Origin of the sequence: Henriciella marina, assembly GCF_027213945.1 — a bacterium.
Lineage (GTDB): Bacteria > Pseudomonadota > Alphaproteobacteria > Caulobacterales > Hyphomonadaceae > Henriciella > Henriciella marina_A.
In genome coordinates, this window is sequence record NZ_JAPWGW010000004.1 from 371,020 (window position 1) to 391,269 (window position 20,250).

Genomic DNA, 20,250 nt, shown 5'->3' on the forward strand with positions numbered 1-20,250 from the left:
GGTCCGACATCTCTACATCGGCAGCATGTTGAAGCTTGATAATCTGACCGCCGATGTGGGCGAAGGTGATGGTCGCAAGACCATCCTCAATGGCCTGTCGCTTGAGGTGCCTGCGGGCGAAGTTCATGCGATCATGGGTCCTAACGGTGCTGGCAAGTCCACCTTGTCCTACGTGCTCACAGGCCGCGATGGCTACGAAGCGACGAGCGGCACCGCGACGCTCAACGGCGACGACCTTCTGGACATGGAACCTGACGAGCGGGCAGCCGCCGGCCTGTTCCTGTCCTTCCAGTACCCAGTAGAGATCCCAGGCGTCCCGGTGATGACGTTCGTGCGCGCCGCGATCAACGCCCAGCGCAAGACGCGCGGCGAGGATGAAATCTCAGCCCCCGACTTCATTAAGAAGGCTCGCGAAATCGGTCAGAAGCTGAATATCGACGCGGATATGCTGAAGCGACCAGTGAATGTCGGTTTCTCTGGCGGCGAGAAGAAGCGGCTCGAAATCTTCCAGATGATGATGATGGAGCCACGCTTTGCCATTCTCGACGAAACCGATTCGGGGCTCGACATCGATGCGCTGAAGACGGTCGCAGACGGTGTGAATGCACTTCGAAGCGAAGATCGCGGCATGCTGGTCATCACGCACTATCAGCGCCTGCTGGATCATATCAAACCTGACCGCGTGCATGTGCTCGCCAAGGGGCGGATCGTAAAGTCTGGCGGGCCAGAGCTTGCGCTGCAACTTGAGAAAGAAGGCTATGACGGGATCCTCGGGGAGGTCGCTTGACTACGACCGCCCTCAAGAACCCAAGCGAGGCCGAGCGCCAGCTGGCAGAACGTTTTGCGCGTCAAAAGCCCGAAGTGGCCCAGAAGGCGGCGTTTGAGGCTTTCGGACGGACTGGCTTGCCGCACCGGCGCATGGAGCAGTGGAAGTGGACTGACGTCCGCCAAGCTGTCCCTGAGCTCGCACCGGTAACGGCTGACGCCGACACGACGATTGAGCTCCCGTCCAATGCGGTGAAGTTGAGTTTCGACGGCACGGCCTGGACCATTCCGGATGAGCTACCTGCGGGGCTCAATATATTTCTTATATCAGGTGGCCACGATTTCGCGCAAGCGGATGCGCTTCCCGTGGGAGCTCTTGCGGCTTCTATGACCGGACATTCCGGTAAAGACATGTTGATGATTGAGGTGTCAGCTAAGGTCGATCGTCCGCTGGTTCTTTCCTATCATGGCGGCGATGACGCAGCCTTTTCCCGCGTGGTTTTCGTGGTTCGTGAAGCCTGCCATGTCGACATCTTCGAACACTATAGCGGCGGGTCAGGGTTTTCTTCCTTCCTAACCGAGTTCGGCCTTGCAGAAGGTGCCAGCGCCAACCGGACACTTCTTCAGGAAGCCAGCCAGCAAGAGGTGACGGCAATCACCACCACGGCACATCTTGAAACCAAAGCTGCATTCACCCAAAGCGCGCTCGCTTTTGGCGGCAAGCTTTGCCGTATCGAGACGCATCTGGAGCATAAGGGAGAGGGCGCTGAAGCGACCCTCAACGGTGCCTATCTTGCTGCTTCTGGCTACCATACTGATTTTACGACACATGTGACTCATGGTGCTGAATCCTGCGTCACATCGCAGCTGACCAAAGGCGCTGTTGCAGATGGCGGCCGCGGCGTTTTTCAGGGCAAGTTTCTGGTGCCGCGCACGATTGGCCAGTTCACGGACGCAGAGATGCAGCATCAGGCGCTTCTTCTTGAGAACGGCGCCGAAATCTTCGCCAAGCCCGAGCTTGAAATTTACGCCGACGACGTCGAGTGCGAACACGGCAACACATCCGGTCAACTCGACGAAGACGCTCTGTTCTACATGCAGCAGCGCGGCATTCCAAAGCCTGAAGCTCGCGCGCTTCTCACTGAGGCCTTTATCGCAGAAGCACTTGAAAAAGCGCATGAAGACGTTCGGGCCCAGCTCGTAGAGGCAACTCGCCGCTTTCTTCGCAACCAGCGGGGCGGCTGATGTCACGGGCTTTCGATCTCAATGCCGTTCGGGCGGAATTCCCAATTCTCGGTCGCGAAGTGAACGGACGCCCGCTCGTCTATCTCGACAATGCGGCGAGCGCGCAGACCCCCGACGCCGTTCTGGACAGCATGTCGAACCAGGCGCGGACCGCCTATGCCAATGTTCACCGCGGCCTCCATACGCTGGCAAACGAGACGACGGAGGCTTATGAGGGGGCCCGCGGCAAGGTCCGCCAGTTCCTGAGCGCTGAAAGCGATGAGAACATCATCTTCACGAAAGGTGGCACCGAAGCGATGAATCTTGTCGCGAACGGTATCGTCGACATGATCGAGCCGGGCGACGAAATCGTCCTGTCGGTGATGGAGCACCATTCCAACATCGTTCCTTGGCATTTCCTTCGAGAGCGCCATGGTGCCGTGCTGAAATGGGTCCCCGTGCTCGAAGACGGCTCACTGGACATGGACGCGCTACAAGCGGCGGTCGGGCCGAAAACGAAGCTCGTGTCCCTGACACATATGTCTAACGTGCTCGGCACGAAGGTTGACGCTAAGCGCGCTACAGAAATTGCCCATGCTGTCGGAGCCTATATTCTCATTGATGGCTGCCAGTCGGGTGTTCACCTCGATATCGATGTTCAAGACATCGGCTGTGACTTCTACGTCCTTACTGGACACAAGATCTATGGGCCGACCGGTATCGGTGCGCTCTACGGCCGCGCTGGGGCTCTTGAAGCCTTGCGCCCCTACCAGGGCGGCGGGGAGATGATCGAGATCGTCGAACAGGACCGCGTGACCTACAACGTCCCACCGCACAAATTCGAAGCCGGCACGCCGCCTATCCTGCAAGCCATAGGTTTCGGTGCTGCGATCGACTGGCTGTCTGCCTTCGATATGGACGCCGTCCGTGCCCACGAATCCACGCTTCTGGAGAAGGCAACGACTGAGCTTTCTGCGATCAACGGCATACGTCTTCACGGCACCGCGCCAGGCAAGGGCCCGGTAATATCCTTCAGTGTTGAAGGCGTTCACCCTCATGATATCGCGCAGCTTCTGGATCGTTACGGAGTCGCCATACGTGCAGGCCACCATTGCGCTCAGCCTTTGATGACCCACCTAGGTGTTAGTGCAACCGCACGCGCAAGCTTTGCGCTCTATAACACAGAGCAAGAAGTAGACGTGTTCATCGAGGCGCTAAACAAAGCGCGCGGAATGCTGTTATAAGGTCCTGTAATGCCAGACGATATGAGCCTTTCAGAAACGCCTAGAGCTAGCGACGAAACCAGCGGGTCGCAGATCCCGCAGGAGGAGCTTGACCGGCTCACCGATGAGCTGATCATGGCGTTCAAGTCCGTCTTCGATCCGGAGATCCCGGTCGACATTTACGAGCTTGGCCTGATCTACAAGGTCGATATTGATGATGACCGCAAGGTCGACATCGATATGACACTCACCGCGCCCGGCTGTCCTGTTGCGGGCGATATGCCAGGCTGGGTCGAGAATGCTGCTCGCACAGTAGAAGGCGTCAAGGATGTCGAAGTCCGCCTGACGTTCGATCCACCTTGGGACCCATCGCGCATGTCAGATGAGGCGCGTCTCGCGCTGAACATGTTGTAGTTGAAACCCACTCCAAGCGATCACACCTATTAGATATGGCCAGAAGACCACGTCCCCAACTTGTGCAGCTAACTGATGAGGCTGCGTGCCGCGTGGAAGAGATCATGGCGGAAAAAGGTGCCGGCTATCTTCGGGTTGGCGTCAAAAATGGCGGCTGTGCCGGCATGGAATACGTCATGGACTATGTCGATGCGCCCGCTGACCTTGATGAGGTGGTAGAGGATAAGGGCGTAAAAATCGTCGTGGACTCAAAAGCGGTTCTGTTTCTGCTTGGCTCGATCGTGGACTATGAGACTACGCTGCTCCATGAGAAATTTGTGTTCCGGAATCCCAATCAGACCGATGCTTGCGGTTGTGGTGAGAGCGTGACCATCAATCCTGCTGCCGCAGAATAGCGCCGAAACCGCTTCCAGATCTCAATTGATCGGAGGGCAGGGCGGCCAAAGTTATCGCAGAGCGATTTTTTCTTCGGCCGCCGACAGCCATGTTTCGACCAATCCTTCGTTTCGTGGCGGAACCTATTCTCCGGCCGGCGGCGAACAGGTTGCGGCGAAAGCGCGGAATACGTCATCAACGGCTGGGAGTATCAGCGAGACTTCCCCCTCGCGCTGGATTGTCATCGTGACATCCTCGCCCAGGATCGTGGCGTTATAGATCTTGCCCGCGTCACCATGGGATTTGGTGTGTATCAGGTCCACGGCGGGAATGATTGTCCACGGAGATTCGCCGCTGTCGGACCCGTTCCGGACGATGCCGACATCTACCGTGCGTCGAAACGGGGCATTGGCCTTCATCTTTCGGGTGAGGTCGCCTCCCTCGTAGGAAATCATTGCGGAAAGGTCGCCTTTCGCGTCGCACGAAAGAAGCGTCGCAACGCCATCATTTTCCTGTGCGAAGATTGAACGAGGCGCTTCAGCGCTGTGCTGCCCGTACGGTTGCCAACTTGCAGCAAAGGCTGCGGGTATCGACGTCGTACAAAGGATTGCGATTGCCGCTATCTTTATCTTCTTCATGTTGATGTTCCTAATTGGCCTGCCCTGCCTGAACTGCACATCGTTTATCATAAAATCCTTATCGAATAAAGATACATATTTTGATCGACCGCTGGGCGCTAATGTTTTCAGGGCTACGTGGGTTCGTCCGGCTCCGGTTTGACGGATTCAGCCAAGCTGGAGACGACGAGTGCCCGTTTCTACTTCGTAGGTCACGCGAGCCGGAAAACAGGCGTCGCAAGTCCATGCTCGATTGGCTGGAGGAACTGAAGCACTCGTCTGTTGCACGGCAGTGTTTGACCCGTACTGCAATCGCGCATTGATTGGTCTTGTTTGCAATGTAAGCCCTCCACAGATATAGCGACGAGCCTGAAATCCGCGGAGAAACAGAGATGAATTCAAGACTGGTCCTGGCTGCCCTGACAGCAGCGAGCCTCGCACCACTGGCATCAGCACAGGAAGCAGGTGGGGCCACCGGGGGAATCATCGGTCAGCTCATCTTCTTCGTGCCGCTGATCCTGATCTTTTACTTCCTGCTTATTCGCCCGGCGAACCAGCGCCAGAAGAAGCATCGTCAGATGATCGAAGCGGTCGTTCGCGGTGACACAGTCATTACGTCTGGCGGACTGATCGGCAAGGTTGTGAAGGTCACCGAGCAAGAGCTTTCCGTAGAGCTCGCAGACGGCGTACGCGTTCGGGTCGTGCGCTCCATGATTGCTGACGTGCGCAGCAAGAACGATCCGGCACCGGCCGCGAACGACACCAAATCGTCCTGATCGCTCTGAGGGGGAGAGGGCCATGCTGAATTTTCCGGCCTGGAAAGTATCTCTGATCCTGATCGTGCTCGTCTGGGGCGCGGTCATGGCTATTCCAAATGCATTCACCGATGGATTCCTTGGTGTTGAGCCGCGCGAACCACAATCAAATGCGCCGCAGGATATCGCCGCATTCCAGGATCAGATGGACGCGGCGGAGGAATCCTGGTGGCCCGGTTTCCTGCCGACCAGCAAGGTCAATCTTGGCCTAGACCTTCAGGGCGGCGTCTATCTGCTGACCCAGATTGATCCGGCTGAAGTCGCGGCGAACCGCCTCGAAACGCTGCAGACTGATATCGTCCAGGCGCTTAACCGCGACCCGCTCATACAGCGGGACGTTCCGGAGCAGCAAGGTACGACACTTCCAATCCAGCTGCGCAACCCGGAAGATATGGACGAGGCGCTTCGCCGTCTGCGCCGAATAAATCCAACGATTGGCGCAACCGGTAGCGACCGCGTTCTGTCAATCGAGCGGACGGGCCCTCAGCGCATCATGGTGAGCGTCAGCGAAGATGCTCAGCAGGCGCTCGCCGCCGATGCGCAAGGCACAATGATTACAATCATTCGTCGCCGCCTCGACCCTGATGGCGTCAGTGAAGTTTCCATCACCCCACAAGGTGATACGCGGATCGTAATAGAAGCACCTGGTGAGGCCGACCCGCGCCGCATCAAGAACATCCTCAGCCAGGCGGGCCGTCTGACCTTTAATATGGCGAACATGGACCAGTCGGCCGTGAACGCTGCCCAGGCCACACGCCCGCCGCCGGGTTTTGAACTGCTCGTTGATGAGTTTGGTCGCCCTATGCTGGTCAACCGGACGCCTGTTGTTACCGGCAGCGACATTGCAAGTGCCAGCCAGGGCCGCAACCCAGATGACAATTCGCCGGCCGTTGACTTTCGCCTGAACGGCACCGGCGCCGAGCGTTTTGGTCAGACTACCGCAAACAATCGCGGGCAGATCTTCGCAATTGTGCTGGACGGCACTGTCATGTCCGCCCCGCGCATTAATGAGCCGATCTGGGGCGGAAACGTCCAGATCACCGGCCAGTTCACGCTTGAAGAGGCTCAAGATCTTGCAGACATCATTGAAGCCGGTGAGTTGCCAGCAAAGCTGAACTTCATCGAAGAGCGTACAGTCGGCCCGGGCCTTGGCGCTGACTCCATAGCCGCAGGTACGAACGCAAGCCTCATCGGCCTCGCTCTGGTTGGCGTGTTCATGATCATCGCTTACGGCCTGATCGGCAGCTTCGCAGTCGGCTCACTGCTTGCCAACATTGTGCTGATCCTTGGCGCACTGTCTGGCCTGGGCGCCACGCTGACTTTGCCGGGTATCGCGGGTATCGTACTCACCATCGGGATGGCTGTGGACGCGAACGTCATCGTCTTCGAACGGATCCGTGAAGAACAACGCAATGGGCGCTCTCCAACCACCGCCGTCATCGCGGGCTATGAGCGCGCGCTCTCGACCATTCTTGACGCCAATATCACGACCTTTATCGCCGCATCGATCCTTTATCTCCTCGGCTCCGGTCCCGTGAAAGGCTTCGCGGTGACGCTGGCGATCGGTATCGTGACATCCGTCTTCACAGCATTCGTCGTGACCCGCTGGTTCACTTCGATGTGGCTGCGCCTCGCGCGTCCGCGCAAGCTTTCGATTTAGGGGACCGCTATGCTTCTCCAGTACTGGCCTAAAAGCACCAATGTCCGCTTCATGTCGTTCAGGCTGCCGGCGCTGCTATTCTCAGCCATCCTGATCGCGGCATCCTTCGCCCTGATCTTCACCAAGGGTATGAACTTCGGCATCGACTTCGCTGGCGGCTCCGTCATCGAGATCGAACAGCCTGAAGGTGTTCAGGAAGAAGATGTCCGCGAAGTCATGGGCGGTCTTGGCCTGGGCGAGGTTGGCGTCAACGCCGCACGTGGCACAGGTGTCGAGGCTATCGAAGTCATCGTCATCCGCTTTGCAACTCAGCCCGCTGAACCTGGCATGGACCAGGATACCGCACAGCAGCAGGCGAATGACCGCGTGCGCGCGGCCCTGAACGAAGCGTTCCCCGGACTAAATGTCCGAAGCAGTGCTGCAGTCGGGCCGAAGGTCTCCGGTGAACTTCTGCGCAGCGGTTTGATGGCGCTGGCCGTGGCGCTTGCGTTGATGATGGCCTACATATCGGTGCGCTTCCAATGGAAGTATGCGCTTGGTGCCGTCGCTGCGCTTTTCCACGATGTCATCATCACGATGGGCATGTTCTCGCTAACCCAGTTCGAGTTCAATTTGTCGACCATCGCCGCGCTCCTGACCATCGTCGGTTACTCAATGAACGACACCGTGATCGTCTTCGACCGCGTCCGTGAGGAAGCGCGTAAGTACAAAAAGATGGAGCCGGACAAGGTGATCGACCTTGCCGTCAACCAGACGCTGTCGCGTACCTTGCTGACATCCGGCACCACGCTTCTGGCGCTGTTCAGCATCTATCTCTTCGGTGGTACGGTGCTCAGCGGGATGAGCTTCGCCCTCATCTTCGGTGTGATCATCGGTACGTATTCGTCGGTGTTCGTCGCATCCTCAGTGTTGCTCCTGCTCGGCCTCGACCAAGGTGAGAAGCAGCGCCGCGAGGTCGAAGGCTTCCAGGGCGTCTGACGCTAGAAGGAAAACTGTTCGCGAAGGATACGCTCATCCAGGGCGTGTCCCGGATCGAACAGCATAGTGAGCGGCTTGCTGCGGTCTTCAGTCACTATGACCTTCGCAATGTCGCGCACTTCCTGATTGTCCGCCGCAGCGGATACGGGGCGCCGGTTTGGTTCGACGATCTCGAATTCTACACGCGCGTCGTGGCGCAAAAGGGCGCCGCGCCAGCGACGTGGCCGGAACGCGCTGACCGGGGTCAACGCCAACAGGTTTGCCCCGATAGGCAGAATAGGGCCGTGCGCAGAGAGATTGTAGGCGGTTGAGCCTGCAGGTGTCGCGACCATGATGCCGTCACAGGTCAGCTCGCTCATGCGCTCATTGCCATCGACCCGAATGCGCAATTTGGCGCTCTGTGCCGTCTCCCGGAAAAGCGATACCTCATTGATGGCGAGGCGCTCGAAGTGTTCTCCATGCACATCAGTTGCGACCATGCGCAGCGGTACCAACATGGCTTTTTCGGCCCTGTTGAGCCTTTCGACCAGCTTGTCCTCGACATAATCATTCATCAGGAAACCGACCGTGCCGCGGTTCATGCCATAGACCGGTTTGCGGTCATCGAAGCGCCGCCGCATCGCGTTTAGCATCGACCCGTCGCCACCGAGCGCCACGATGACCTCGGCTTCCTCTTCGGAGTACTGGCCGTACTGACGGCTCAGACGTTGCAGGGCTTCCTGCGCTTCTGGCCTCTGCGACGCGGTGAAAGAGATCTTGATGCTCATTTGCGTGGTGTCGCTGCGCTTGGAGCGAAGGTCAAGCTTGCGTAGGGGGATAGTGCAAATCGGGGCAATTGCTGTATGTTCCCTTAAAGACTTGGAGGACGAATATGCCGGACGATATGAAATCAATTGATGTGAAGAGCGCCGTTTCCGCAGAGGAATGGCAGGCGCGCGTGGATTGCGCGATGCTCTACCGCCTAACAGCGCTGCACGGCTGGGACGATATGATCTTCACCCACATCTCACACCGCGTCCCGGGTCCTGAGCATCACTTCCTAATTAATCCATACGGCATGCTCTTCGACGAAATCACCGCCAGCTCATTGGTCAAGGTCGACCTTGAAGGCAATATCGTCATGGACACGCCATACTTCATCAATCCGGCAGGTTTCACCATTCACTCCGCCATTCACGCGAATCGCTATGATGCGAATGTGGTGATGCACCTGCATACCGACCAAGGCGTCGCGGTCTCCTCTCAGAAGGAAGGCCTGCTTCCAATCTCGCAGACTGCGATGATCGTCCGTGCCGACGTCGCCTATCACGACTATGAAGGCGTGGCGCTCGATCTGGACGAGCGGGAACGCCTCGTCGCAGATCTTGGTCCGGATAAACATTCCATGCTTCTACGCAACCACGGCACGCTGACCTGCGGCGAAACCGCGGCGATGACCTTTACCCGCATGTTTTTCCTTGAGCGTGCCTGTTCGATGCAAGTCATGGCCCTTTCAGCAGGCCGTGACGGCGTGCTCGAATGTGACGATGACCTGCAGGGCAAGGTGGCTGGGCAGGGCGGCATGACCGGCCACAGTTCTGGCATGGGTTCGCTGACGGAGAAGCTCGTCTGGCCGGCCATGAAGCGCAAGCTGGACCGCCAGTCGCCGGGCTACGACACCTGAATTTCCGCTGCTGCGACAAAAGCGGTATAGAGGAAAACACCTATGGATACCGGCTGTTGGCTTTGCCATATAGCCGGAAACCCATTCACGAGCCCCAAGTACGGGAAAGGTGAAAAGCCGATGAAACATCTCAAGGCGTTCGAAGATGCGCTGACTGATATTCGCGATGAGGGCCGTTACCGCGTCTTCGTCGACCTTCAGCGTCATCGCGGCAATTTTCCAAAGGCAACCGCCAAGTTTGAAGATGGCGAGCGCGAGATTACCGTCTGGTGCTCGAATGACTATCTCGGCATGGGACAGGACGACGATGTCCTGAACTCCATGCATGAAGCAATCGACAGCTTCGGCGCTGGCTCTGGTGGCACGCGCAACATTTCTGGCACCACGCGATATCACGTCGAGCTGGAGCGTGAACTGGCTGACCTCCACGGCAAGACCGGCGCGCTTCTGTTCACCTCGGGCTACGTGGCAAATGACGCGACCCTGTCCACGCTCGGCAAGATCCTGCCGGGACTCATCATCTATTCTGACGCTCTCAACCACGCCTCCATGATAGAAGGCATTCGCCGCTCGGGCGCGGATCGCCGTATTTTCCGGCACAATGACATTGAGCACCTGCGCGCCCTCATGGAGAATGACGATCCAGAGCGTCCAAAGCTTATTGCCTTCGAAAGCGTCTATTCCATGGACGGCGATGTCGGCCCGCTGAAAGAGCTTTGTGACCTTGCAGATGAATTCAATGCACTGACCTATCTCGACGAAGTTCATGCTGTTGGCATGTATGGCGAGGAAGGTGCGGGCGTGGCGCAGCGCGAGCAGTTGATGGATCGCATCGACATCATCGAAGGCACGCTCGGCAAGGCTTATGGCGTCATGGGCGGCTATATCGCTGCGCACGACACCATCATCGATGCCATCCGTTCAATGGCCTCTGGCTTTATCTTCACGACCTCGACCTGTCCGGTGATGGCAGCTGGAGCACTCGCCAGTGTTCGCAAGCTGCGCACCGATGATGGCCGCGCCCTTCGCGCCGATCACCAGGCCAAGGCAGTGCTCCTGAAGGAAAAGTTCCGGCAAGCTGGCCTGCCAGTCATGGATAGCGTGACCCACATTGTGCCGCTGCTGGTTGGCGACCCGGAAAAGTGCAAGGCGCTTTCTGACACGCTGCTTTTCGACTTCGGCATCTATGTTCAGCCAATCAACTATCCGACAGTACCACGCGGCACAGAGCGCCTTCGTTTCACGCCAGGGCCAGTGCATGACGAAGTGATGATGGATGAGCTGGTCGCAGCGATTCTCGCCGTCTGGAAACAACTCGGGCTTGAAGAAGCCGCTTGATCACAGTCTCGGCCAAAGCGCCAGCATACAGTAAAACTGCCCGTGATATTCCGCAGGGATGATCGCGGGCATTGCCGCATTCGTCGCACACGGTGCTGTCTTGCTCCGGGGCCTCTTGCCTCTTAGACAGTTCGAAACTCAGATGAGGAATTGATCATGCCCGACACGTCTTCTTCGGCAAATTTTGACCGCACGCATTTTTTTTCGGCTGGTGTGAACGACACTGACAAGGAACTTGCTGATGCGATTGCGAAGGAGCTTGATCGTCAGCAGCACGAAATCGAGCTGATCGCTTCTGAAAATATTGTGTCGAAGGCCGTCCTCGATGCGCAAGGGTCAGTGCTCACGAACAAGTACGCTGAAGGATATCCAGGCAAACGCTATTATGGCGGTTGCCAGTTTGTCGATCTTGCAGAAAACCTTGCGATTGAACGCGCGACGAAGCTCTTCAATTGCGCCTATGCGAACGTCCAGCCGAACTCAGGCAGCCAGGCCAACCAGGCCGTCTTTCAGGCGTTGATCAAGCCGGGCGACACCATCCTTGGTATGAGCCTCGATGCGGGCGGTCACCTTACTCATGGCGCGAAACCGAACCAGTCGGGCAAATGGTTCAACGCCGTACAGTACGGCGTTCGGGAGGACACTCACCTCATCGACTTTGATGAGGTCCGCGCGCTTGCGAAAGAGCACCAACCAAAGCTTATCATTGCGGGTGGCTCTGCCTATCCGCGCCAGATCGATTTTGCGAAGTTCCGCGAAATCGCTGATGAAGTTGGCGCGTGGTTCCTGGTCGATATGGCGCACTTTGCAGGCCTCGTCGCAGGCGGCGCGCACCCGAATCCGCTCGATCATTGCCATGTTGCGACTACTACAACCCACAAGACGCTTCGCGGGCCCCGCGGCGGTATGGTTCTCACCAATGACGAGACTATTGCGAAAAGAGTAAACTCCGCCGTGTTCCCGGGCATTCAGGGTGGACCACTCATGCATGTGATCGCTGCCAAGGCGGTCGCATTCGGTGAAGCGCTAACCGATGATTTCCGCAGTTATGCTTCTCAGGTCGTAAAGAATGCACGTGCCATGTCAGACGCGGCAAAGGCATCCGGTCTGGACCTCGTCTCCGACGGTACCGATACGCACGTGGCGCTGATCGATCTTCGTCCGAAGAAAGTAACAGGCAAAGACGCCGAGGCGGCCCTTGGGCGTGCCTACATCACCTGCAACAAGAACGGCGTTCCATTTGACCCTGAGAAACCGGCCATCACCAGTGGCATCCGCGTTGGCTCGCCCGCAGGCACGACACGCGGCTTCGGCGAGGCTGAATTCCGTCAGATCGGCGAATGGATCGGCGAAATCGTAGATGCTGTGGCCAGCGGCGACCCGTCTGCGGCTGAAGCCCGCATCGCCGAAGATGTGAAAGCGCTGACCGCACGCTTCCCGATCTATCACACGCTGGGATAGACAGAAGGTGAAGTGCCCTTTCTGCACCGCTGAAAACACTGCCGTGAAAGACTCGCGTCCGGCTGAGGACAATACGGCAGTCCGCCGACGCCGTGCGTGCGAAGTCTGCGGCGGTCGATTCACAACATTTGAGCGCGTGCAGCTTCGCGAGATCATTGTCGTGAAACGAGATGGCAAGCGCGCATTGTTCGACCGCGAGAAGGTCGCCAAATCAGTTACCATCGCGCTGCGCAAGCGTGCCGTCGGCGATGAGAGTGTAGAGCAGCTCGTCTCGGGCATTGTCCGCAAGCTAGAGAGCAGCGGCGAGACCGAGGTCCGGTCGGAAGACATAGGCGAGCTGGTGATGGACGCTCTGAAAACCGTCGATCCTGTCGGCTATGTTCGCTATGCCAGCGTCTATAAGGATTTTCGCGACCCGACGGATTTTGCGAAATTCATCGACTCTTCCTCGCTGGATGAATCTGGTTCAGACGAGTGAGCAGCAATGTCTCAGTCACGCTGAAACTCGCAACTTCGCTCGATGGCCGTATTGCGCTGTCGAACGGCGTCAGTCAGTGGATCACGAACAGTAAATCGCGTGCGCGCGTTCATGAGATGCGAGCGCGCCATGATGCGGTGCTCGTTGGTGTCGGCACCGTTCTCGCCGACGATCCTCTTCTTACTGCTCGAACTGTTCCCGCGCCTGCGACACAGCCCGTCCGTATCGTAGCTGACAGTCGCTTGCGCACACCACCGCACTCACGGCTCGTTGATTCCGCAGGGCTCGGTCGAGTTATCCTCGCACATGACGACCATGCCGATAGCGATGGCTTTGCGGTTTCAGGCGCTGAGACCTGGCCTGTCGGGACGGTAAACGGCCGGCTTGACCTCAAACAGCTATTGCGTCGCTGCGAAGCTGAAGGTCTTCAGCGGATCTTCCTGGAGGGGGGCGGCACGCTTGCGGCCAGTTTCCTATCCGCGGGGCTCGTCAATGTGCTAGCCTGGTTTCGAGCACCTATCCTCATCGGTGGTGATGGCATACCGGCAGTCAATGCGCTGGGGCACGAACACATGGATCAGGCTAGCCGATGGGAGTTGCAGTCACGTGAATCCTTTGACGCTGACTGCCTCGAAATCTGGACGCCTGCCTAGACGCACTGCGACCGCGCGTCAGATTGACCCGAGGAAAGTGATTGGTACGCCTCCATCGCACGCCTATATGCCGGATGAGGAAGAGGAATTACCATGTTTACTGGGCTCGTCACCGACATCGGCCAAGTTAAGAGCGTCGACGATACCAATGGTCTACGCAGCCTACGCATCGTCTCTCGCTATCCCGCCGAGAGCATCACCATGGGCGCGTCAATCATGCATGAGGGCGTGTGTCTCACGGTCGTGGATTTTGGCACTGAAGGGCAGGGCAGCTGGTTCGAAGTTGAGGCAGTCCCTGAGACTTTGTCACTCACCACTCTGGGCGAGCTTTCAATTGGCTCCGCCGTCAATCTGGAACTTTCGCTCAAGCTTGGCGACGAACTTGGCGGCCACCTCGTTTATGGGCATGTCGATGGTCTCGGGCAAATCGTTTCTATTGATGCAGAAGGCGAGAGCTTTCGCGTCAGGATCCGCCCGCCTTCAGAAATCGCCCGCTACTTCGCCACGAAGGGTTCGGTCACTGTAAGCGGTGTATCCCTCACCGTTGCCAAGGCCCACGACAATGGCGACTTTGATGTCGCGATCATTCCCCACACCTGGCAGGTCACGACCTTGAGCGCATTGCAGCCGGGCAGCAAAGTAAATCTTGAGGTCGACATGCTCGCGCGGTACGTCGCCCGGATGATCGGTGCCGACGCACCGGAGACCAAGGGCACAGCATGAGCGGCGATCTCCATTACGCAATCTCCTCCATCGATGAGATCATTGAGGATGCACGCAACGGGCGCATGTTCATTCTGGTCGATGCCGAGGATCGCGAGAACGAAGGCGACCTCGTCATCCCAGCGAGTTTTGCGACGCCGGAAGCTGTGAACTTCATGGCGAAGTACGGTCGCGGCCTCATCTGTCTTTCCATGACGCAGGAACGCGCTCGCACGCTGAACCTCGACATGATGGCGCGCGACAACCGTGAAAGTATGCAGACCGCATTCACGGTCTCAATCGAAGCCAAGGATGGCGTGACAACGGGCATTTCGGCGGCAGATCGGGCGAAGACTGTGGCGGTCGCGATTGATCCCACGAAAGACCATCACGATATCGTATCACCGGGACACGTCTTTCCGCTCGTCGCTCGCGATGGGGGCACGCTTGTACGTGCCGGTCATACCGAAGCGGCTGTCGATATTTCGCGCATGGCAGGGCTTTATCCTGCAGGCGTTATTTGCGAAATCATGAATGACGACGGGACGATGGCCCGGCTTCCTGAACTGGTTTCCTTCGCACAGCTCCACGGCCTGAAGATTGGAACGATCGCCGACCTTATCGCCTGGCGCCGCAAGAATGACCGCTATCTCGAGCGCCGCGTTGAGGCTCCACTCGACAGTGAGTACGGCGATGGCTTCAAGACTGTCGTCTTTCGCAACACGCTGGACAATTGCGAGCATATTGCTGTCGTGCACGGCAAGATCACGCCTGATGAAACAGTCCTTGTTCGCGTTCACCGCACCGACGTCCTCTCTGACATTCTCGGTCAGAAGGGACCGCGCGCCAACCTCGTTGAACGCGCCATGAAGATAATAGCAAACGCAGAAGAGCCCGGCGTTGTCATCTTCGTGAACACAATGCGCCCCAATTCAATTGCCGAGCGTCTTGGCCTCAAGACGTCTGAAGGCGACGATGGGCATATGCCGCTTCGCGAATATGGCGTCGGCGCACAGATCCTGCGTGAACTTGGTGTCCGCAAGATGATCTTTCTTTCTGATACCAAGCCGACGCGCGTGGCTGGCCTTGAGGGCTATGGCATGCAGATCGAAGGCTGGCGAACCCTCAACGATGGAAACAGCTGATGGCCCACCGCATCCTGATCGCGACTTCGCGCTACTACGAACACATTTCTTTGGAGCTTGAAGCAGGCGTTGCTGAAGCCCTCGCAGACGAAGACGTCACACTTGAAACGATCGAGGTTCCTGGCGCATTCGAAGTGCCCGGCATAATCGCGATGGCTGCTGATAGCGGTCGCTATGACGGCTTTATCGCTCTTGGCTGTGTAATTCGCGGTGAAACGAGCCATTATGACTATGTTTGCGGTGAAAGCGCGCGTGGCCTGATGACGCTTGCTGTCGAACGTCGTCTCGCAATTGGTTACGGCATCCTCACCGTCGAGAATGAAGAACAGGCGCTGGCGCGCGCTGATCGAAAACGCAAGAACAAGGGCCGTGACGCAGCGGTTGCCTGTCTCGAAATGTTGAAGCTCCGCAAGAAGTTCGTGGGATGAGCGATGCCCAGAAACTCCCCTTCGAAGTGATCCGTGCCCGCAGGGCAGGGGCGCGCCTTGCTGCCGTGCAGGCACTCTACCAGATGGAGCAAACTGGGCGGGGCGCTCGCGCGGTCATCCGTGAATTCATGGAGGACAGGCTCGGCTTTGGCCCTGACGAGGAACCTGTTGAAGAGGCGGACCCGGATCTCTTCAAGGACGTACTTCGCGCAACTGTTGAGCATCAGTCTGAAATCGACAAAGCCATCTTGAAACGCCTCAACAAGGGCTGGAAGCTTTCCCGCCTTGATTCAACCACTCGCGCCATCCTGCGCGCGGCAACCGCAGAATTTATCACCCACCCGGAGCTTTCCCGGCCTGTTATTATCGATGAGTATGTGTCGCTCGCCCACGACTTCTTCGAAAAGACGGAAGCAAATTTCGTGAACGCTGTGCTCGACAATATTGGCAAGGATATTCGCCCCGGAGAGTAGGGCCTGGATGAACGAGTTCGACTGGATCGATCGCTATCTGCGTCCCCTCGCCAAATCGCCGGGCGCAGACCGTCTGAGAAACGATGTGGGCGTCCTGCGCCCTGCAGGTTCATCCCTCATCGCGACGCTCGATACATTGGTTGAGGGCGTCCACTTCCTTAACACCGACCCGCTTTCGTCGGTGGCGCAGAAGCTCCTGCGGGTGAATATCTCTGACATTCTCTGCAAAGGCGGTGTACCTCGCGATGCGCTCCTGTCCATTGCGATGCCAAAGAGCTTTACAGAGTCCGACTTCGCGTCGCTTTGCGAAGGGCTAAAAACCGACCTTGATGCCTGGACTATTGCGCTGATTGGCGGGGATACGGTTAGAACACCTGGTCCGCTCACTCTCAGTCTTACACTCACAGGCGTATGTTTGACTGAAAGCGTCATCCAGAGAAGCGGGGCCATCGTTGGGGATACAGTGTACGTAACCGGCGTTATCGGCCGTGGCGGTCTTGGCCTCAGTGATGCGCAGAGCGGCAAAGAGGGCGATCACGTGGATCATTATCGCATTCCCGAACTTCCGCCCGCAGCCATCGCCGGCTTGATCGCCGCATTTGCGACCGCCTCCATCGATGTGTCGGACGGTCTTATCTCCGATAGCGGCCATATCGCAGGGGAAAGCGGTGTCAGTATCCAGTTGGACTTGAGCAATGTCCCCTTCGCAGAACAGGTTCCCGACACTGAGAGTGCTCTGATGCTCGCAACAGCAGGCGATGACTACCAGACGCTCTTCACCGCCGCCGCAGAGGATGAGCACCGTCTTCTCGCCACGGCGGCAACGCTGGGTGTCAGTGTCACCGCCATCGGGACAGTAGGAGAGGGCCACGGCGTCAAACTGACCTTCAACGGTGAAGACGTCGCGCTGCCAACTCGTACTGGCTACCGCCACTAGCGAGCCAGACGCGAATTCGACCCAATCGAAGTTTCTTGCTAATCGCCCCGCGGTTTGGCAGTCCTGAATCCACACAACGAGCAGGGCTGATTCATACAGAATACAGCTCAGCCACAAAAAGGGAGGAAGGGCACTAATGACCCTATGGTACTGGATCGCACTCGCGGCGGGCTTCGCCGCAGTGCTGTATGGCTGGCTACAGTCGCGCTCAATTATGAGCGCCGATGCTGGCACAGAGAGAATGAGGGAAATTGCAGGCGCAATTCAGGAAGGCGCGAACGCCTATCTAAAGCGCCAGTACACCACGATTGCTATGGTCGGTGTCGGGGTAATTGTCGTTCTTTTCATAGCCTTCAGAAGTTGGGAAGTCCCTGTCGGCTTCATTATCGGTGCCGTCCTTTCAGGCGCCGCCGGCTTCATCGGAATGAAAGTGTCGGTCCAGGCAAACGTCCGCACCACTCAGGCCGCTAGCAAGAGCCTGCAGGGCGGCCTCGACATGGCGTTCAAATCTGGCGCGGTGACGGGGCTTCTCGTCGTCGGCCTCGCCCTGCTGGGGGTCGTAGGTTATTATGGCCTGCTAACCGGGGTCGTCGGCTACGCTGATAGCGACCGTGCCGTCATTGATGGTCTCGTTGCCCTGGGCTTCGGCGCGTCTCTCATCTCGATCTTTGCCCGCCTGGGCGGCGGCATCTTTACCAAGGGCGCTGACGTTGGCGGTGATATGGTTGGCAAGGTGGAAGCCGGGATCCCTGAGGATGACCCGCGCAACGCAGCAACCATTGCTGACAATGTCGGCGACAATGTAGGTGACTGTGCCGGTATGGCCGCAGACTTGTTCGAAACCTTTGCTGTTACAATTGTCGCCACGATGGTGCTCGGCGCGATCTACTTCAGTGGCCTCGGCTATCTTGGTTCGATCATGCTGCTGCCTCTAGCAATCTGCGCGGTCTGTATCGTGGCATCGATTGCGGGTACCTGGTTCGTGAAGCTCGGGAAGGGCTCCACCAACATCATGGGCGCCCTCTATAAGGGCCTGATCGCGACCGGCGTGTTCTCGCTTGTTGGTCTTGCCATTGCGATCAATTACGGCCTGCCGAATGGCTTTGGTGAGCTTGAGGGTGCTGGCGCAGCGCTTCGTCTACTTTCCGGCGAAGGCGGTGAAGCCGCCACAGTTACAGGTCTCGACATCTTCTTCTGCGGTGTCGCCGGCCTAGTCGTTACGGCGCTGATCGTCGTCATCACCGAATACTATACCGGCACGGCCTACCGTCCGGTGCGTTCGGTGGCGAAGTCGTCTGAATCCGGTCATGGCACCAACGTGATCCAGGGTCTGGCTGTCTCGCTCGAGGCGACCGCACTTCCCGCGATCGTCATCATTGCGGGCATCATCCTGACCTTCAACCTCGCTGGCCTTTACGGCATTGCGATTGCAACGACGACGATGCTGGCACTGGCCGGGATGATCGTCGCGCTCGACGCCTTCGGCCCGGTAACCGACAATGCCGGCGGCATTGCTGAAATGTCTGACCTTCCAAGCGAAGTGCGTGACACCACCGATGCGCTCGATGCCGTTGGCAACACGACCAAGGCCGTGACAAAGGGCTATGCGATCGGGTCTGCTGGTCTCGGTGCTCTCGTCCTGTTCGCCGCCTATTCGGAGGACCTCAGTTACTTTGCGACCAATGCCGCAGAGGGCAGCGTTCTTCTTGGAACTTCGGTAAACTTCTCCATTGCCAACCCGTATGTGGTGGTCGGCCTGCTGTTCGGGGGTCTTCTGCCATTCCTGTTCAGCGGCATGTCGATGATGGCTGTTGGCCGGGCCGCCCAGTCTGTGGTCGAAGAGGTTCGCCGCCAGTTCCGCGAAATGCCCGGCATCATGAAAGGCGAAGTCAAACCGGACTATAGCCGTGCGGTCGACATCCTGACCCGCGCAGCCATCAAGGAAATGATCGTACCGTCCATGCTGCCAGTCCTGTCTCCAATCGTCCTGCTTCTGGTCATCTGGCCAATCGGTGGCATTTCGGCGGCACTTGCGGCCGTAGGTGCCATGTTGCTTGGTGTGATCGTCACGGGTCTTTTCGTGGCTATCTCGATGACGTCAGGCGGCGGCGCCTGGGACAACGCCAAGAAGTACATTGAAGACGGAAATCATGGCGGTAAGGGCTCTGAAGCTCACAAGGCTGCCGTGACGGGTGATACCGTCGGTGACCCTTACAAGGATACTGCGGGCCCGGCCGTAAACCCGATGATCAAGATCACGAACATCGTCGCGCTTCTGATGCTGGCCGTTCTTGCGCACTAGGCCGAATGAATACTTCCAAAAAGAAAGCCCCGGTCCTGAGCGGCCGGGGCTTTTTCGTATCTGGTCTGACTTGTAGGCTGGGAGAGCCCGAACAAATGACTGCCCGTTTTAGTTGCGGCGGCCCGTTGGATTGCCGGGTGTCGCTTCGTTCGTCTGTGGCAGCACGGAGCGCCCCACATTGCCGAAGATCTGTTCCCAAAGCCCGAGCTCGCGGCCACGGGTTGGCGTTTCGCGCGACGCGTAGTTCAGGACGCGGCCGTCATTCTGGTCATACTCAAGCACTTCTTCGACCACGTCTTCATCACTGAACCGGATGGCCGTCACGGTACGCGTAGAGATGTCCGGACGGTAGAACGCAAAGCGTTCCTGAATGGTCGTAATGTACATCCAGGTATTGTCGTCGAAAATGGAACGCGTCGATGGAGAGCCAAGCTGAGCCAGAACGCTTGATCGGGTGTCCACGCCCGGCGTTATCTGATTTGGCGCGACCTCGTCGGGCGCATAGCCGTGATATTCCTGCATGGGCGAAATGCAGCCAGCCGTAAGGCAAGCCAATGCCAGGCTAGCGAGAATGGTCCGATGTGCCATGAACAATTCCT

The 20,250-nt window shown here is 57.9% G+C and carries 22 protein-coding genes; 19 read left to right on the forward strand and 3 right to left on the reverse strand.

Going from position 1 to position 20,250, the window contains the following annotated elements:
* Nucleotides 1–25: 25 nt before the first annotated feature.
* From sufC to O4G74_RS13825, 5 genes are read left to right on the forward strand one after another with little or no spacing between them, the layout of a single operon-like run.
* Nucleotides 26–787, forward strand: a complete 762-nt coding sequence (gene sufC, locus O4G74_RS13805) for a Fe-S cluster assembly ATPase SufC (RefSeq protein ID WP_269403182.1) — start codon at nt 26–28, stop codon at nt 785–787.
* Nucleotides 784–2,010, forward strand: coding sequence for a Fe-S cluster assembly protein SufD (sufD, locus tag O4G74_RS13810; RefSeq protein WP_269403183.1), 1,227 nt, complete (start codon nt 784–786; stop codon nt 2,008–2,010). Before sufC ends, sufD begins: the two co-directional genes overlap by 4 nt.
* On the forward strand, nt 2,010–3,233 hold the full coding sequence (locus O4G74_RS13815; protein ID WP_269403184.1) for a cysteine desulfurase: 1,224 nt from the start codon (nt 2,010–2,012) through the stop codon (nt 3,231–3,233). Before sufD ends, O4G74_RS13815 begins: the two co-directional genes overlap by 1 nt.
* Nucleotides 3,234–3,242: 9 nt before the next feature.
* Nucleotides 3,243–3,626, forward strand: coding sequence for an SUF system Fe-S cluster assembly protein (locus O4G74_RS13820; protein WP_119378032.1), 384 nt, complete (start codon nt 3,243–3,245; stop codon nt 3,624–3,626).
* A gap of 35 nt (nt 3,627–3,661) precedes the next feature.
* Entirely contained in the window at nt 3,662–4,021 is a 360-nt protein-coding gene (locus O4G74_RS13825) for a HesB/IscA family protein (RefSeq protein WP_269403185.1), read from the forward strand.
* A gap of 123 nt (nt 4,022–4,144) precedes the next feature.
* Here the strand turns inward: O4G74_RS13825 and O4G74_RS13830 are convergent, their stop codons facing one another.
* Nucleotides 4,145–4,639: a hypothetical protein gene (locus tag O4G74_RS13830; RefSeq protein ID WP_269403186.1), complete on the reverse strand. Its 495-nt coding sequence runs from the start codon at nt 4,637–4,639 to the stop codon at nt 4,145–4,147.
* A 371-nt stretch (nt 4,640–5,010) separates the two neighbouring features.
* Here O4G74_RS13830 and yajC point away from each other — a divergent pair, with 371 nt between their 5' ends.
* Genes yajC through secF form a run of 3 tightly spaced genes read left to right on the forward strand, consistent with a single transcriptional unit; the run spans nt 5,011 to nt 8,071 of the window.
* On the forward strand, nt 5,011–5,394 hold the full coding sequence (gene yajC / locus O4G74_RS13835; RefSeq protein WP_119378028.1) for a preprotein translocase subunit YajC: 384 nt from the start codon (nt 5,011–5,013) through the stop codon (nt 5,392–5,394).
* 22 nt (nt 5,395–5,416) lie between these two features.
* Entirely contained in the window at nt 5,417–7,093 is a 1,677-nt protein-coding gene (secD, locus tag O4G74_RS13840) for a protein translocase subunit SecD (RefSeq protein ID WP_269403187.1), read from the forward strand.
* Between the two features lie 9 nt (nt 7,094–7,102).
* Nucleotides 7,103–8,071, forward strand: a complete 969-nt coding sequence (gene secF, locus O4G74_RS13845) for a protein translocase subunit SecF (RefSeq protein ID WP_269403188.1) — start codon at nt 7,103–7,105, stop codon at nt 8,069–8,071.
* A 2-nt stretch (nt 8,072–8,073) separates the two neighbouring features.
* On the opposite strand, the gene O4G74_RS13850 is transcribed toward secF, so the two are convergent.
* On the reverse strand, nt 8,074–8,838 hold the full coding sequence (locus O4G74_RS13850) for an NAD kinase (protein WP_269403189.1): 765 nt from the start codon (nt 8,836–8,838) through the stop codon (nt 8,074–8,076).
* A 104-nt stretch (nt 8,839–8,942) separates the two neighbouring features.
* Here O4G74_RS13850 and O4G74_RS13855 point away from each other — a divergent pair, with 104 nt between their 5' ends.
* The 11 genes from O4G74_RS13855 to O4G74_RS13905 all read left to right on the forward strand — a co-directional run bounded on the left by O4G74_RS13855 (nt 8,943) and on the right by O4G74_RS13905 (nt 19,651).
* Nucleotides 8,943–9,734: a class II aldolase/adducin family protein gene (locus O4G74_RS13855; RefSeq protein ID WP_269403190.1), complete on the forward strand. Its 792-nt coding sequence runs from the start codon at nt 8,943–8,945 to the stop codon at nt 9,732–9,734.
* A gap of 120 nt (nt 9,735–9,854) precedes the next feature.
* A complete protein-coding gene (gene hemA, locus O4G74_RS13860) occupies nt 9,855–11,072 on the forward strand; it encodes a 5-aminolevulinate synthase (RefSeq protein WP_269403191.1) in 1,218 nt (405 codons plus the stop codon).
* Nucleotides 11,073–11,228: 156 nt separating this feature from the next.
* Nucleotides 11,229–12,533, forward strand: a complete 1,305-nt coding sequence (gene glyA / locus O4G74_RS13865) for a serine hydroxymethyltransferase (protein ID WP_269403192.1) — start codon at nt 11,229–11,231, stop codon at nt 12,531–12,533.
* A gap of 7 nt (nt 12,534–12,540) precedes the next feature.
* On the forward strand, nt 12,541–13,011 hold the full coding sequence (gene nrdR / locus O4G74_RS13870; protein ID WP_119378021.1) for a transcriptional regulator NrdR: 471 nt from the start codon (nt 12,541–12,543) through the stop codon (nt 13,009–13,011).
* A complete protein-coding gene (locus O4G74_RS13875) occupies nt 13,008–13,664 on the forward strand; it encodes a RibD family protein (protein ID WP_269403193.1) in 657 nt (218 codons plus the stop codon). The genes nrdR and O4G74_RS13875 overlap by 4 nt, the downstream gene beginning before the upstream one ends.
* A gap of 93 nt (nt 13,665–13,757) precedes the next feature.
* Complete coding sequence (locus tag O4G74_RS13880; RefSeq protein WP_269403194.1) at nt 13,758–14,387, forward strand: riboflavin synthase; 630 nt, start codon at nt 13,758–13,760, stop codon at nt 14,385–14,387.
* On the forward strand, nt 14,384–15,511 hold the full coding sequence (gene ribB, locus O4G74_RS13885; RefSeq protein WP_269403195.1) for a 3,4-dihydroxy-2-butanone-4-phosphate synthase: 1,128 nt from the start codon (nt 14,384–14,386) through the stop codon (nt 15,509–15,511). The genes O4G74_RS13880 and ribB overlap by 4 nt, the downstream gene beginning before the upstream one ends.
* Nucleotides 15,511–15,939 (forward strand): 6,7-dimethyl-8-ribityllumazine synthase, encoded by a 429-nt coding sequence (ribH, locus tag O4G74_RS13890; RefSeq protein ID WP_269403196.1) that lies wholly within the window; start codon nt 15,511–15,513, stop codon nt 15,937–15,939. Before ribB ends, ribH begins: the two co-directional genes overlap by 1 nt.
* Nucleotides 15,936–16,412: a transcription antitermination factor NusB gene (gene nusB, locus O4G74_RS13895; RefSeq protein ID WP_269403197.1), complete on the forward strand. Its 477-nt coding sequence runs from the start codon at nt 15,936–15,938 to the stop codon at nt 16,410–16,412. Before ribH ends, nusB begins: the two co-directional genes overlap by 4 nt.
* Before the next feature lie 7 nt (nt 16,413–16,419).
* Nucleotides 16,420–17,349 (forward strand): thiamine-phosphate kinase, encoded by a 930-nt coding sequence (gene thiL, locus O4G74_RS13900; RefSeq protein ID WP_269403198.1) that lies wholly within the window; start codon nt 16,420–16,422, stop codon nt 17,347–17,349.
* 136 nt (nt 17,350–17,485) lie between these two features.
* Nucleotides 17,486–19,651, forward strand: a complete 2,166-nt coding sequence (locus O4G74_RS13905; protein ID WP_269403199.1) for a sodium-translocating pyrophosphatase — start codon at nt 17,486–17,488, stop codon at nt 19,649–19,651.
* 108 nt (nt 19,652–19,759) lie between these two features.
* On the opposite strand, the gene O4G74_RS13910 is transcribed toward O4G74_RS13905, so the two are convergent.
* Nucleotides 19,760–20,239: an outer membrane protein assembly factor BamE gene (locus O4G74_RS13910; RefSeq protein WP_119378013.1), complete on the reverse strand. Its 480-nt coding sequence runs from the start codon at nt 20,237–20,239 to the stop codon at nt 19,760–19,762.
* Between the last annotated feature and the right edge of the window lie 11 nt (nt 20,240–20,250).

Coding starts and splice junctions, on each gene's coding strand:
- sufC (WP_269403182.1), top strand. CDS start 26: ATGTTGAAGCTTGATAATCTGACCGCCGATGTGGGCGAAGGTGATGGT.
- O4G74_RS13815 (WP_269403184.1), top strand. CDS start 2,010: ATGTCACGGGCTTTCGATCTCAATGCCGTTCGGGCGGAATTCCCAATT.
- O4G74_RS13820 (WP_119378032.1), top strand. CDS start 3,243: ATGCCAGACGATATGAGCCTTTCAGAAACGCCTAGAGCTAGCGACGAA.
- O4G74_RS13825 (WP_269403185.1), top strand. CDS start 3,662: ATGGCCAGAAGACCACGTCCCCAACTTGTGCAGCTAACTGATGAGGCT.
- O4G74_RS13830 (WP_269403186.1), bottom strand. CDS start 4,639: ATGAAGAAGATAAAGATAGCGGCAATCGCAATCCTTTGTACGACGTCG.
- yajC (WP_119378028.1), top strand. CDS start 5,011: ATGAATTCAAGACTGGTCCTGGCTGCCCTGACAGCAGCGAGCCTCGCA.
- secD (WP_269403187.1), top strand. CDS start 5,417: ATGCTGAATTTTCCGGCCTGGAAAGTATCTCTGATCCTGATCGTGCTC.
- secF (WP_269403188.1), top strand. CDS start 7,103: ATGCTTCTCCAGTACTGGCCTAAAAGCACCAATGTCCGCTTCATGTCG.
- O4G74_RS13850 (WP_269403189.1), bottom strand. CDS start 8,838: ATGAGCATCAAGATCTCTTTCACCGCGTCGCAGAGGCCAGAAGCGCAG.
- O4G74_RS13855 (WP_269403190.1), top strand. CDS start 8,943: ATGCCGGACGATATGAAATCAATTGATGTGAAGAGCGCCGTTTCCGCA.
- hemA (WP_269403191.1), top strand. CDS start 9,855: ATGAAACATCTCAAGGCGTTCGAAGATGCGCTGACTGATATTCGCGAT.
- glyA (WP_269403192.1), top strand. CDS start 11,229: ATGCCCGACACGTCTTCTTCGGCAAATTTTGACCGCACGCATTTTTTT.
- O4G74_RS13880 (WP_269403194.1), top strand. CDS start 13,758: ATGTTTACTGGGCTCGTCACCGACATCGGCCAAGTTAAGAGCGTCGAC.
- ribB (WP_269403195.1), top strand. CDS start 14,384: ATGAGCGGCGATCTCCATTACGCAATCTCCTCCATCGATGAGATCATT.
- ribH (WP_269403196.1), top strand. CDS start 15,511: ATGGCCCACCGCATCCTGATCGCGACTTCGCGCTACTACGAACACATT.
- nusB (WP_269403197.1), top strand. CDS start 15,936: ATGAGCGATGCCCAGAAACTCCCCTTCGAAGTGATCCGTGCCCGCAGG.
- thiL (WP_269403198.1), top strand. CDS start 16,420: ATGAACGAGTTCGACTGGATCGATCGCTATCTGCGTCCCCTCGCCAAA.
- O4G74_RS13905 (WP_269403199.1), top strand. CDS start 17,486: ATGACCCTATGGTACTGGATCGCACTCGCGGCGGGCTTCGCCGCAGTG.
- O4G74_RS13910 (WP_119378013.1), bottom strand. CDS start 20,239: ATGGCACATCGGACCATTCTCGCTAGCCTGGCATTGGCTTGCCTTACG.